This is a genomic window from Sporomusa malonica, assembly GCF_900176355.1.
Lineage (GTDB): Bacteria > Bacillota > Negativicutes > Sporomusales > Sporomusaceae > Sporomusa > Sporomusa malonica.
The window spans coordinates 67,553-81,009 of record NZ_FWXI01000007.1 but is presented as its reverse complement, the minus strand read 5'-3'; the positions used below and the strand labels follow the sequence as shown (position 1 = coordinate 81,009).

Genomic DNA, 13,457 nt, shown 5'->3' with positions numbered 1-13,457 from the left:
TCCTCCAGAGTTTTAATCCTGTCTATAGACAACTCGACTGTACTTTTATCACTATTGAATTCTGGCTACTAGTACTTGCCCTTGAGTCAGTAAGAGTAAACGCCGGTAACGAGGTTAAGTTCCACTTCATAACAACATGTAACACATTAATAAAGGGCATGCACTTCAAAAAGGTTGTAATAGCATTAAATTTTGAAGAATAATCAGCTAAAGTTGATTTCGAAGACGCCTAATCTCCTCGCTACCATCATGCACTGTTTAAGATAGCGTTGGGTCTCCGTATCATACTAAACTATGCAGAAAGAGGGATTGACATACTGCGGCTAGCAAGCCCCGCCGGTGTGTTTATAAATCGCCTCGCTCATCCGCCGCAGGCCTTTCTCTACAATGGCCCTGGGCATTGCCAAATTCAGACGTACAAAGCCTTTCGCGCTTCCTACAAACAGGCCGTCGCCACCCTCCAGCAAAACACCGGCCTTGTTGGCAAAAAACATAGGCAGGTCATCCACATCAGGCAGGCAACGGTTCAAATCCACCCAGGCCAGATAAGTAGCCTCTGGGATACGGTAGACAGCGTCCGGTAAATTTGCGGCGAGATAGTCAGATACGAGCTGGAAATTACCATCCAGATAGGTTTGTAGCTGCTCCAGCCAATCACCGCCACGCTCGTAAGCCGCCTGTGTTGCTGTGATCGAAATTGGATTTACGAGGCCAATCAGCTTATCATGGGCAGCCATTTGTTTCCGTACTTCGGCATCCCTGACAATGATATTGGAAAACATCAATCCGGCCATGTTGAAGGTCTTGCTGGCCGCCATACAGGTGATGAGCTTGGGATAGTCCGGCATGACCTTGGCAGTGGGAATATGCTTTTTGCCCTGCCGAATCAGGTCACAATGGATCTCGTCGGAAATTAGCCACAGTCCGTATTTCACCGCAATGGCGCCCATCCGCTTTGTCTCTTCTTCCGTCCACATCCTGCCGGTGGGGTTATGAGGATTGCACCACAGCAGAAGCTTGACCTTGGGGTCCGCCGCCTTCCGCTCCAAATCCTCAAAATCAATGGTGAACCAGCCATTGTCATTTTTCAGTGACGAACAGACCAGTTCCCGGTCATTAAAAGTCGCCGCGTGCTTGAAATAGCCGTAGGCCGGGGTGGTGATCAACAGCTTTTCGTCCGGTGCTACCAAATCACCTACCAGTTCGTATAGTGCCGGAATGACGCCCGGCGTGAATACCAGTTGCTCTTTTGGGAAGCTCCAGTCATACAGCTTGCGGCACCAACCAGACAACGCCTCATAATAGCCGTTGTCAAATACCTGGCTGTATCCGAAAATACGCTTGTCTACCCGGTCTTTGATGGCCTGACAGACCTCAGGCGGCGTAGCAAACTCCATATCTGCTACCCACATACGTACGAAATCATCATCCTCATAGGGAAACTTCATCTCAGGGCCAGCACGAAAGATGTACCCCCTGAAGCCATCCGTATTCATGGCGTTTGTATTTCTGCGGTCAATGATCTCATCAAAATTATATTTCATCTTGGTTCTCCCCAAATCAAATTTGGCTTCCAAAATCACTCCGCCTTGAAATTGTAATCGCATTTTTGGCATTGCGAAAGGATATTTTCGCTGTCCTCTCTGTGGTATGCGCCCGACCATCTGCAAATGCTTTGCAGGATGGGTACGACCGAAATCCCCTTATCCGACAGGCAATATTCCACTCTCGGCGGGATTTCATCAAATTGTCGCCTTTGAATAATTCCGTCTTCCGTCAACTCTTTCAAAGTCGCTGCCAAAACTGCGTCCGTGATATTTGTCATTTCCTTGCGTAGAGAGCTATAACGTAGAACCTCTTTCTCTGCCAGAAGACAGATAATCCGCGACTTCCATTTCCCGCCGAAAATCCGCAATCCATATTCCAGTGGGCAACGAATATCTTTTTCCAACTTAGGTTTATACATTCTGTAGATCCTCCTGTACCGTAATTATATAAGCCATACTGTACAAGCACAAGCAACTATGAAATTTATGAGTTACTCATGAATTTGCTAATATATTCCCTCTCAGAAGTCCTTTGACTATAATCAAAGCAAGCTCAACGACAAGAGCCTTACAAAAATCCATTTAGGAGGAATTATAATGAAAGTCAATGCTTATCTGGAAATCACTATGAAAATTGAAGCCGTCAATCGTCCTGCAGCAGCAAAGGTCTACACCGATTACCGCCTGCCTTTCCTCAATACCATCGAAGGCGCTCTGACGAAAGACCTGCTAATCCGGAACGAGGATGTTCAGGTTCTGCATGGTTTTGACAGCGTAGAACATGCGCAGGTATACTTGACTAGCGGGATGTTCCAAAACGACGTGTTTATCGGGTTAAAGCCGCTCTGGAGCGCCGCCCCCGATGTAAAAATCTATACCGTCGCTTAAGCGGTAACCACCACATCAAAAAACAGTTGTTGTAACGGCTGAATCTCGGTGTATTACAAATTCATAATAAAAGGCTCACAATATCTGAGCCTTTTACACCTTCAGCAGTTTTGTACCATATTAGCCACAGCCTACTGTTTTAACGCCCTTATGAAAAAACAGCCATAATTTACTTTTTCAGTAAGCTATGGCTATTTTCTTTGCCTGAAATAATATCTCCTGCTACATTTTAAAGGTGTCAAAGTATCTTTCCCTTTGACACCTTTTTATAAAGCATTAGATTCCGAAGAAAAGACTGTAACCCTTATTGCTTTCTAATAGTGCGGATCCCCACTTGCATTTACCAATACAAGTGGGCGCGAGCAGAACTATCCACAGTACACCGTTTTGATACTCTGCGGAAATTCAAATACATATTCTTTAGCAACCGGTGCTGCTGCTTCACTCTCCCAGCTAGACGATTCCCATTATATAGTCAGTCTGCCGAGAGCACTGATCCTCAGATCTAAATTCCTTGACCACTCTTGCCAGACTCGTAAAAATTCAAGCCTGGCAGACTTATTATCCCACTTTAACCGAATGAGTGTTATTTTGTTTATTTTCTTCAGATGGAATTTGTATGAGGTCACGACCCCGAAATTTCCGCCTCCTGCTCCTCGCAGCGCCCAAAACAGTCTTTAATGATGTCCTCCAGACCGAATCCTCACTTGTACCCCCTGTCTTTCTGACCATAATAATGCATTGATTATATCCTGTACATTACGGCAATAACAAACAGCCTCCCCCCATTACGCATAGGGTGAGGCTGTTTTCACAGTTACCAGTGATACGGTTCGCCGCATCAAGTAAAATATTACTGAAAGTAATCCTATAAAATCGGGCGCCTGATTACGTCTAATACTGTTCCATCACGGTATTCTACAACAGCAACAACCTCGTCGCTCATTTTCAGCGGTGCAGGTTTTCCGCCTAGCTCATAGGCTGTATCACGGAGCTCCTCTACCGTCATTAGGGGCAAGCCCGATCCCTTCAGATTCTCAATCAGATCCTGGCGCTTGGGATTGACCGCCACGCCGCGATCAGTAACAATTACGTCTACCGTCTCGCCTGGTGTGGAGATTGTTTGCACAGCGTCTGTGACCATCGGCAAGCGGCCCCTTAAGAGTGGTGCACAGATGATGGTACATTTCGCACCAGCAGACGCATCCGGATGGCCCCCGAGAGCCCCCATCATAATGCCGTTGGAATCGGTCATTACATTTACGTTGAAATTTGTGTCTACTTCAGTAGCACCAAGTACTACATAGTCAAGTTTGTTTACCATTGGACCTTTATTCCAGGGATTAGCATAGAAGGTGCAATCATATTCCTGATGCCGGGGGTTGTCGCGTAGTGATTGGATTGTCCGGGCATCAAAACTCTGCACATCAAATAACGTTCCAATCAATCCTTCGTCCAGTAAATCGCAAAATGGACCGACTATACCGCCAATAGCAAAGCTTGCGGCAACCTTATCACGGATCATAGCATCCCTTAGATATTTGCCTGCAGCTACAGTGGCAGCGCCTGCGCCTAATTGCATGCCAAACCCCTCTTTGAAATATCCCGCATATTCGATCACTCTAGCAGCAAGCTTGGCCATATGGAGATCGCGGGGATTGGAGGTAACACGCAACGCGCCGGTTGAAATGCCTTTTGGATCACCGATACAGTCAACTTTTACGATATAATCAACTTGGTATTGTGGAATACTTACCGGGCAAATGGGATGATCTACTAGATTATCAGTGATTGCCACCACCGTATCAGCCATACGGCTATCTACCGTGGCATAGCCCATAGAGCCACAGGCTGCAGCTCCATGAACACCGTTAATGTTTCCATAGGTGTCGCAGGTGGGCGCTCCGATAAACGCGACGTCAATCCTCAGTTCTCCACTCTCAAGCGCCCGCACCCGGCCGCCATGAGAACGAATGATCGTTGGCTTTGTTAATTTATTTGTTGTCAAGAATTGTCCCAGCTTGTTTCTCAAACCACTCGTCTCAGCCGCAATAAGAACACCTTGCTGAAAGTATGGGATTAATTCATCATTTGTATCTAAAAAAGAACTTGGCGCTAAAGTCAGACCTTTGATCCCTTTGCGAGCAATTGCGGCAATTACCGTATTCATCACGTAATCGCCATTGCGGAAATGATGATGAAACGAAATAGTCATGCCATCTTTTAACCCGGATGCCTCAATTGCTTCATCAATGGATGTTAGCAGCTTGTTTTCGCCCGGATATACCGCTTTAAGCTTTGGACCTACCTTGCGCGCGCCTGCCGGCGGCTGGGTTACAAACGGTCCTCTGTAGTTCTTTACTTCCTGATATCCTTGTATGCTAGCTGGAATTTCCCGACCTGCTGCATTAATCATCAGATCCCCTCCTTCTGGTAAACGCCGGCGGCGCGGGCATTTGCTAACACTCTCTCTGCTCTTATGACCATGGGCATATCAATCATCTTTCCGTTTAAAGCGATAACACCTGAATTTTTTGCTTGGGCTTCCTCAAAAACGGCCAGCACTCTCTGGGCGTAGTCAATTTCTTTTTCTGAAGGGGTAAATACTTGATGGATTAGATCAATTTGGCGAGGATTTACACAGGATTTACCGTCAAAACCCAGTTCTTTAACCAGCATTACTTCATTAATCAGTGTTTCTTCATCCCGCAAATCAGAGAATACGGAATCTATTGCCTGAATCCCCGCCTCCCTTGCAGCAAATACAATCATACTTCTGGCAACGAACAGTTCCCTGCCGCCAGTGAAGATATTCCCCTTTGTTTTTTCGGTCTTAAGCGAAGCGGCGAAGTCTTCTCCGCCGATAGCAATTGCGATCATGCGCGGGCTGGCAGATGCGATTTCATAGGCGTTGCGCAAACCCTTAGGACTTTCAATCGAAACCATGATCTTAATGGATCCGGGTTCGAAGCCCTGCTGCTCTTCTACTTTTGTTATAATGTTATCAATATCCTTAATTTCTTCCCCGCTTTCACCTTTCGGCAAACGAATATAATCTGGCTTCGCCGGCAATAAGTATTCCAGGTCATCATAGCCCCAGGGAGTACTTATATGATTAATACGTACCCCGATTTCGCACGGAAACTTAAGCTTTTTTAACGCATGATAAACAAGTTCCCGGGCGCTGTCCTTCTCTGAAACAGCCACAGAGTCCTCAACATCGAAAATTACGCTGTCCGCTCCGTATATCGCTGCGTTCTGCAGCAGTCCGGGATTATTTCCAGCTGCATACATAACAGTCCGCCGAAGTCTTTCCTTCAACATATTAGAATCCCCCCTGGCCTGAAGCTCGCTTAATAGCCGTTTTCATGCGTGCTTCTATCGTATAGTCTAAAGCGCCTTTTTCATTTGCGTGTACAATTGCATCTTGTATTCCCTGTGCCTCTAGTATCTTTACGATCAAGTTCTTGATGTGCTCTCCGTACTGCTGCATAGTCGGAGTGCGCAGCTCGACTTGTATCCCAACACCTGCTTCTGCCGGAGCCAGCATTATCAGGATGTCCGACGATTCAATTGTACCTGCTTGCGCCGGTTTTATCAGCCTAGTCATAAGTAATCCTCCCTAACACAATTTAGGACACTGTCTGTCCGCCATATTTCTACCGGGATTTTGAACACCTTGTTCTCATAGAGGAATATTTTCTGCAATCTCGAATAACAACTGTAGCTAAACAATTAAGCTGGCAATATTCCTAAGGAGAAACGATATGGATGAACGTGATTGGCTTATCTTTCATATTCTTTATGAAAAGAGAAATATTACAAAAACCGGACAAGCTCTTTTCATTTCGCAGCCTGCTCTTACGACCCGTTTACGCCAGATCGAAGACGAGTTAGGGGCGAAGCTAATATATAGATCAGGTAAGGGTATCCATTTCACATCCCAGGGAGAGTATCTCGCCAAGTGCTCGAAAGAGATGCTGACCCGGATACAAGAAATAAAAGATCGAATTACCAATATGCACGAGGGCGTCAGAGGAACTTTACGTATCGCGGCGACACACTATATGACAAAGTACAAACTGCCACGTCTTTTAAAACTTTTTAAAACACTTTATCCGCAAATGGAATTTAAGGTAAACACTGTCTGGAGTAAAGAAGTTTTAAACCTAGTCAACACCCAAGAAGTCCATATTGGGTTTATGCGTGGAGAATATCCTTGGCCGGACGAAAAAAAACTACTCTTTGAAGAAAACATGTGCATTGCATCAACAGAACCGATTTCAATTCAAGACCTGCCAAATCTCCCAAGGATAAGCTACCGTACAGATGAATCAGTACAATTATTGATTGACAATTGGTGGAGGGAAAACTTTACTGTTCCCCCTTTTATAAGTATGGCAGTTGATCGTCTTGACACTTGTAAGGACATGGTCGAAAATGGTCATGGGTACGCGATAATGGGCAGCGGGATATTGCACAAGTCAGACGACGTATATAAAACGGTCATCCTCGATAAAAATAATACGCCAATTATCCGTAGGGCATGGATGATTTACCAAAAGGACGCATTATCTATCAATGCGGTCAAAGCTTTTGTTGATTTTTCCGATACAATTGATTATTTAGATTTTTAATAACAGCCCTTGCATTATTAGCTGCAAGGGTTGTTATTTAGAAGCTGTAAAAAATATCCTTCTAAAACGGAACAACACCTTTCCATCTTGTTGAAAGTTGTATTCAGTTTCAATATTTCTCAATATATCCTGTGAAAACTCGAATCTCAGGTCTTCATTTGGCAATTTATCAAGCAGCGGTCTCAGCCCTGTCGACGTATACCAATCAACTATACTTTTATGACTATCCATAACATGGTAATAATGCGTTTCCCATAAACTTATTTCTGATGTGAGCCTACTTAAAATGTCATAGTAAAATTGCGGTGGATAATAGAAGGTTTCCGCTGTAGCTGAAACAAAATATTCATTCCACTTTCTAGCTTCCACTGTTTTCTGAATAGCTATTTTAATACCCATATCAGTGATATTAGGTACTTGAACCGCAAGTATTCCACTATCCTTCAGCAAGGAAAAAAGTTTGGGTAACAATTGCTCATTATTTGGTATCCATTGAATTGCCGCATTTGAAAACACAATATCAAATTTTCCCAGCTGTGTTAAATCTGCTCCTGCATCGCCTATTACCCATTTTAACCCGGGTAAATTTTCCTTGGCCTTTTGTATCATATTGGGGGAACTGTCAAGACCAGTAATGTCTGCTTGAGGCCATTTATTTTTTAGCTGTCTTGTACTATTGCCTGGCCCACACCCAATGTCAATAATTCGCTCAGGGTTATCTTTTTCGATTCTCGAAATTAAATCTATAACGGGTTGTGTACGTTCTTTCTCAAATTTCAAGTACAGATTTGGATTCCAATCCTTCATGAAAAAGCTCCCCCCATTGTTTACATAATAAACCATTGGCTATGCACTAAACGCTGCCAATGGTTTTTTTGTCCTTCTATCAACAGCTATAATAATTCATCAGGCAGCCAGCTATGATAATATCGCGATCATCTTTTGAGAGGTTTTCCAGCTTTAGCTTTAATGTTTTTGTACCGCTAGTACTGATAACTATACTGTCTACCGTCTCTGCCCCGGACTGGACAGCCTGGAGAATGCCCGGAATATACAAATAATCGCCAACTGCTAATTTGTCCTGCTCACCTTCGCTGATGGTAAACGGCAACATTCCCCAATTAATGAGGTTGCTGCGATAGCGTTTGGTGGCATACTCAAGCGCAATATTCGCATCTCCGCCCAGTACACGCTGACACGAAGCTGCCTGTTCCCGGGCCGAGCCGTCACCAGGCTTGCGAGCAAAAATAACTGTGCCGATACCTGTTTCTTGGATAAATTGCTGCAGTTGTTCGATTGAATAACCGCTGTAAGGGAGTACGCTATTAAATACACGTTCCACCTCAGCATCCACTTGTCCAGCGGCCACCCTTTGCCGCTTAGTCTCTAAAGCCTGCGCCTCCTTGGCCCTGCCCACATAAGCGGGATCTTTGCGGGATAGCGTAAACTCCGCCAATTTATATGGATTCGACCGGTACGAAGAAGTCTCACCGGAAGGAATAAGTTCATCTGTAGTAGTAACAGGATCGTGAATTACCGAGGTCACTCTGAGCAGCAGGTTAACCGGCAAAGGCCGAATCTCAGGCCAATTGGCAATATTGGGGCCAAATACCAGTTCTACTTCAGGCTTTGCCTTGCCAAATCCTTGATACACCCGCTTCTCATAAACTTGCTTATTAAAGGTATAGGGCACCGGTTTAAGGACATCGGCAATTTCAGTAGCCGGTGTAAGTCTGCCGCCGTTAACGGCCGTAGCCGCAATCGAGCGGGCATCCATCAGGGCAACCGAGGCTATTTGTCCGCTGTCAGGCTTAGAACCTTCCCGGTTAGGAAAGTTGCGTGTGGTGTGACGGATACTAAAGCCATTGTGTACCGGTACATCACCGGCACCGAAACAAGGACCGCAGAAGGCTGTCCTGATTGTCGCTCCGGCTAACATCAGACTTTCGATTGATTTGTTATTGATTAATTCCAGATTAACGGGCTGGCTGGCCGGATACACACTCAAGGAAAAGGCATCATCGCCAATGGATGTAGGGCCTAAGATCTGTGCCATGGCAACAATGTTTTCAAAGGTTCCGCCAGCACAACCGGCAACAACAGCCTGATCCGCCCGGAGACGCCCATTGACCAATTTATCTGTCAAACTGAACTGAAGCTTTGGGTTTTCCAGCTGTCTTTGCCCTTCAATTTCTATTTGACGCAAAATATCGGCGCCGTTTTGGTTCATTTCATCAATCGTCCAGACGTTGCTTGGGTGGAACGGCATAGCAATCATAGGCCGGATACGGCTGAGATCAACCTTAACCATTCCGTCATAGTAGCTGACTTCGCCCGGCTCGAGCTTGCTGTAAGCGTCAGGGCGGCCATGAATACGGTAAAAGTCAGTCACCTGCTCATCTGTTTGCCATATAGATGACAAACACGTAGTTTCTGTAGTCATTACATCAATGCCATTTCTAAAGTCGACAGACAGGTTGGCAATGCCAGGTCCAACGAACTCCATCACCTTGTTTTTGACATAACCGGAGTTAAACACAGCACCGATAATAGCTAAGGCTACATCCTGGGGTCCTACTCCGGGTAAAGGCTTACCTTCGAGGTAAACTGCGACTACCTCGGGATAGGCGATATCATAGGTACGCTTTACCAGTTGTTTAACCAGTTCGCCGCCACCCTCGCCAATTGCCATTGTTCCTAAGGCACCGTAACGGGTGTGGCTGTCCGAGCCTAAAATCATTTTGCCGCAGCCTGCCATCATTTCACGCATGTATTGGTGAATAACAGCCTGATGAGCGGGAACAAAAATTCCGCCGAACTTTTTGGCTGCCGCTAGACCGAATAGATGATCGTCTTCATTAATAGTACCGCCAACCGCACACAAGGAATTATGGCAATTGGTTAATACATATGGCACGGGGAACTCCTTCAAGCCACTGGCACAAGCAGTCTGGATAATTCCTACGTAGGTTATATCATGTGAGGCTAAAGCATCAAAGCGCAGCTTCAAATTCCTTGAGTCATTAGCTGTGTTATGGCTGCCGAAGATTTGGCAGGCCATCGTTGCTTGCTTAGCTGCCTCCCTGTCGATACGGTCCAGACGCAAGCCTGGCAACCCAGCCCCTGCTAACTTGCTATTAACTTGCTCAACGGTTACTGCCCCGGTGTCTTCTACTGTCAGATGCCCTTTTACTAAAAAGACACCTGCTTTCGTTAGCTGTACCATACGTCACTCTGCCCTCCTCTTGTCCAGGCTTAACCTTCTTCTACAAGTACCTTTTTACCCCTTAATTTCATGATTTGCGGTATGGCAACCCATAAGAAGGCAATAGTCAGAAATACTAATGAGATCGGATCCTTAACAAACATGGTGTAATCACCGTTATAAAGGTTCATGGCTCTGCGCAGGTTATTCTCAATCATGGGTCCCAAAATAAGGGATAGAACAATTGGCGCTATCGGGTAATCATTTTTGGACAGGTAGTAAGCGGCAACACCGCTGCCAATCATCAAAAACAGGTTAAATAGACTGCCTTGTACAGCATAAACACCGAACACAGAGATAGCAATTATCCCTGGTATCAGGTATTTAGGCGGTGTTTCAATAACTTTGGCAAAGACTTTAACCAACGGAAGATTTAAAACTAACAGCATAACATTACCTACCAGCATACTGGCAATCAAACCCCAGGCTACTTCCGGATGGTCTTGGAATAAAAGGGGACCAGGAGTGATATTAAACATGATGAGGGCGCCCATCAAAACAGCTGTGGTACCTGTGCCCGGAATCCCTAAAGTTAATAAAGGAATCATGGCTCCCCCGGAGGCTCCGTTATTGCCGGCTTCCGGTGCAGCTACCCCTTCAATAGCTCCCTTACCGAAGTTCGCTTTATTGGGGCTTAATTTTTTCTCAACCGTGTAAACCATAAACGAAGATAACGTGGCTCCACATCCAGGTATCAATCCCTGGAAGAAGCCTAGCAGCGAACCACGCAGAATTGGCAGGGCGCTGTCTTTCAAATCTTTTTTGCTGGGTATGATGCTGCCGACTTTAATAGGCTCACCATCGGCATAATCATTGGTTAGAATTGTCTTAAAGACTTCGCCCAGTGCAAACATGCCTACAGCCAGTGTTAAAAATTCGATACCGCTATAAAGCTCTGAATAATTAAAAGTCATACGCGCTACTCCCGATATGGGATCAACGCCCACCATAGACAGGATTAAACCCAGCGTGGTCATCATAAAAGCTTTAACCTGAGATTTGCCGGCCAGACTGCTTAAGGCGCAAAGCCCCAAAATCATCAGAGAGAATTGACCGGCAGGACTAAACTTTAAAGCAAACTCGGAGAGAGGAACAGCCATAAATACAAGTCCGATACACGCAATGACACCGGCGACAAAGGAACCAATGGCACAAATAGCCAAAGCAACCCCTGCCCGTCCTTGTTTCGCCATTTGATAGCCGTCCAAAGTCGTACATACCGAAGAGTTTTCCCCTGGCGTGTTGATTAAGATGGCTGTTGTCGATCCGCCGTACATTGCGCCGTAATAAACACCGCACAGCAAAATGATCGAGGCTGTGGCCGCTTGTTCCATCGGCAAGGAACTTGTAGCCATTGCTGCCACCGGAATTAGAAGGGCCACGCCGCTGATTGGACCGATGCCTGGCAGTACACCTACCAGCGTCCCTATCAGGCAGCCGAAAAATGCAAATAGAAGATTAAGAGGCTGTAAGGCTATACTGAGACCTTGAAAAAGAAATTGTAATGATTCCATTCTATCCCCTCCTTAAAACGGCATTGGTGGCAATACGCCTTGAGCAATTTCTACATAGAGATAATAAACACTACCCGCAAAAGCACCAGCAATGAGTGCCGACTTCAAATAGCCACCCTTTTCCATATTTTGAAAGCCAATAAATAAAAATAAAGAGGTGGAAATAACGTAGCCAAGCGGCTCAAGTAATAGCGCATAAAGAATCAACGATATAAACGTAATTAAAAACTTCTTGTACTCCAGCTTTTCTTCCTTAGCTTTTGTTTTAGACTTCATTGCTTGATACAGATTTACCAAACTGAGCATCACGAGAATTACCGCCAGCAAAGACGGAAGCTCTTTGGGCCCGATAGAACTTCCTGCAGTCGATACCTCTATGCTTTGGATATACATAAAAACCGCGATACCTAAAGCCAGGAAAACAACGCTCGCATAGCGATCAAATGTTTTAACCACAGTATTTTCCACTTCCTTTCTAAAAAACTGTGGAGAAGAGCAAGAGAGAAGCTCTTCTCCACGGTTCATAATGTTAACAATTATTCTTTTACAGCCATACCCATTTCTTTATAAAGTTCGGTGTATATCTTTTGTTCAGCTTTGATATGATCATAGAAACCTTTGGCATCTGCATACATTTCGATAACACCTTGTTTCTTCAGGTCATCTTTCCATTCTTGAGTTTTTGCCAATTCTGCTACTTTTTCGCCCCAGTATTTCTTAGCAGGTTCAGGTATATCTTTACCAGCGAAAACTCCCCGCCAATTAACGGTAACAACGTCGTAATTCTGTTCTTTATAGGTTGGGACAGCTTTCATGACCTCGTCGCCAGTCATTCTTTCTTTGGAACCTACACCTAATACACGTACCTTACCAGCCAGAAGATACTGCTTAATGGAGGATACATCAGACGTCAAAGCCGCACCATGACCGCCAAGAAGAGCAGTTAAGGCTTCACCGCCACCGTCATACGGATTATATTTGATTGCTTTCAGATCGACGCCGGCTTTACGTGCAACCTGGATAATATTCAGGTGATCCCAGGTTCCAGGGGCGCCGCCACCGACGAATGTAATGCTGGCTGGATTAGCCTTGGCTGCATCCATAAGATCTTTTAAAGTTTTGTACGGAGATTCTGCGCTAACAGCAATTACACCATAATCTCCCTGCAGCATAGCTAACGGATAGATTTGATCTGGACCGATCGGGCTGTTACCGTCTCTCTTTATATGATTTAAGATAAAAGGAGTCGAAGCTATCAGTAGTTTATGCTCGTCTTTAGAACTCTGGTTAGCAAAAGCAACAGTACCTGTTACTTGTCCGCCGCCCGGTTTGTTCTCAACCATCATTGGCTGAGTAACAATCTTCTTTTGATCAAAGATTTTAGTCATAGTTCTGGCAACCATGTCAAGTCCACCGCCAGCACCTGCAACTGCCATAATTGTAACTTGTTTCTGCGGCGCCCAAGCTTTCTTTTCGTCAGTACCTGCTGATTGTTTACTGCAACCAGCTAAACTGGTTACTAGTACGCTGGCGACCAGAACCGACAATAGTTTTGTTTTTTTTGAAAACATCAATTTTTCCACACTCCCATTTTAATAATTAATAA

At 45.2% G+C, this 13,457-nt stretch carries 12 protein-coding genes; 2 read left to right on the top strand and 10 right to left on the bottom strand.

Annotated features, from left to right (window positions below):
• Window positions 1–323 precede the first annotated feature (323 nt).
• Window positions 324–1,577, bottom strand: coding sequence for a MalY/PatB family protein (locus B9A22_RS09985; protein WP_245823930.1), 1,254 nt, complete (start codon window positions 1,575–1,577; stop codon window positions 324–326).
• Between the two features lie 2 nt (window positions 1,578–1,579).
• The gene (locus B9A22_RS09980) at window positions 1,580–1,966 is read right to left on the bottom strand and encodes a winged helix-turn-helix transcriptional regulator (protein ID WP_084575589.1); all 387 of its coding nucleotides are present in this window, start codon (window positions 1,964–1,966) and stop codon (window positions 1,580–1,582) included.
• A 178-nt stretch (window positions 1,967–2,144) separates the two neighbouring features.
• On the opposite strand from B9A22_RS09980, the gene B9A22_RS09975 reads away from it, so the two are divergent.
• Window positions 2,145–2,435 carry a hypothetical protein gene (locus B9A22_RS09975; protein WP_084575588.1) on the top strand — a complete coding sequence of 97 codons (291 nt, stop codon included), beginning with the start codon at window positions 2,145–2,147 and terminating at the stop codon, window positions 2,433–2,435.
• 868 nt (window positions 2,436–3,303) lie between these two features.
• On the opposite strand, the gene citF is transcribed toward B9A22_RS09975, so the two are convergent.
• From citF to citD, 3 genes are read right to left on the bottom strand one after another with little or no spacing between them, the layout of a single operon-like run.
• Complete coding sequence (citF, locus tag B9A22_RS09970) at window positions 3,304–4,851, bottom strand: citrate lyase subunit alpha (RefSeq protein WP_084575587.1); 1,548 nt, start codon at window positions 4,849–4,851, stop codon at window positions 3,304–3,306.
• Window positions 4,851–5,759, bottom strand: coding sequence for an HpcH/HpaI aldolase/citrate lyase family protein (locus B9A22_RS09965; protein WP_084575586.1), 909 nt, complete (start codon window positions 5,757–5,759; stop codon window positions 4,851–4,853). The genes citF and B9A22_RS09965 overlap by 1 nt, the downstream gene beginning before the upstream one ends.
• A gap of 1 nt (window position 5,760) precedes the next feature.
• On the bottom strand, window positions 5,761–6,045 hold the full coding sequence (gene citD / locus B9A22_RS09960) for a citrate lyase acyl carrier protein (RefSeq protein WP_084575585.1): 285 nt from the start codon (window positions 6,043–6,045) through the stop codon (window positions 5,761–5,763).
• 157 nt (window positions 6,046–6,202) lie between these two features.
• Between citD and B9A22_RS09955 the strand changes: the two genes are divergently transcribed.
• A complete protein-coding gene (locus B9A22_RS09955; RefSeq protein ID WP_084575584.1) occupies window positions 6,203–7,072 on the top strand; it encodes a LysR family transcriptional regulator in 870 nt (289 codons plus the stop codon).
• A 33-nt stretch (window positions 7,073–7,105) separates the two neighbouring features.
• Here the strand turns inward: B9A22_RS09955 and B9A22_RS09950 are convergent, their stop codons facing one another.
• From B9A22_RS09950 to B9A22_RS09930, 5 genes are all read right to left on the bottom strand, one after another.
• A complete protein-coding gene (locus tag B9A22_RS09950; protein WP_176215476.1) occupies window positions 7,106–7,879 on the bottom strand; it encodes a methyltransferase domain-containing protein in 774 nt (257 codons plus the stop codon).
• Window positions 7,880–7,958: 79 nt separating this feature from the next.
• On the bottom strand, window positions 7,959–10,298 hold the full coding sequence (locus tag B9A22_RS09945) for a hydratase (protein ID WP_084575582.1): 2,340 nt from the start codon (window positions 10,296–10,298) through the stop codon (window positions 7,959–7,961).
• Window positions 10,299–10,327: 29 nt separating this feature from the next.
• Window positions 10,328–11,851, bottom strand: a complete 1,524-nt coding sequence (locus B9A22_RS09940; RefSeq protein ID WP_084575581.1) for a tripartite tricarboxylate transporter permease — start codon at window positions 11,849–11,851, stop codon at window positions 10,328–10,330.
• Between the two features lie 12 nt (window positions 11,852–11,863).
• Complete coding sequence (locus tag B9A22_RS09935) at window positions 11,864–12,376, bottom strand: tripartite tricarboxylate transporter TctB family protein (RefSeq protein WP_217805922.1); 513 nt, start codon at window positions 12,374–12,376, stop codon at window positions 11,864–11,866.
• Window positions 12,377–12,387: 11 nt separating this feature from the next.
• Window positions 12,388–13,422: a tripartite tricarboxylate transporter substrate binding protein gene (locus B9A22_RS09930; protein WP_084575579.1), complete on the bottom strand. Its 1,035-nt coding sequence runs from the start codon at window positions 13,420–13,422 to the stop codon at window positions 12,388–12,390.
• Window positions 13,423–13,457: the final 35 nt, after the last annotated feature.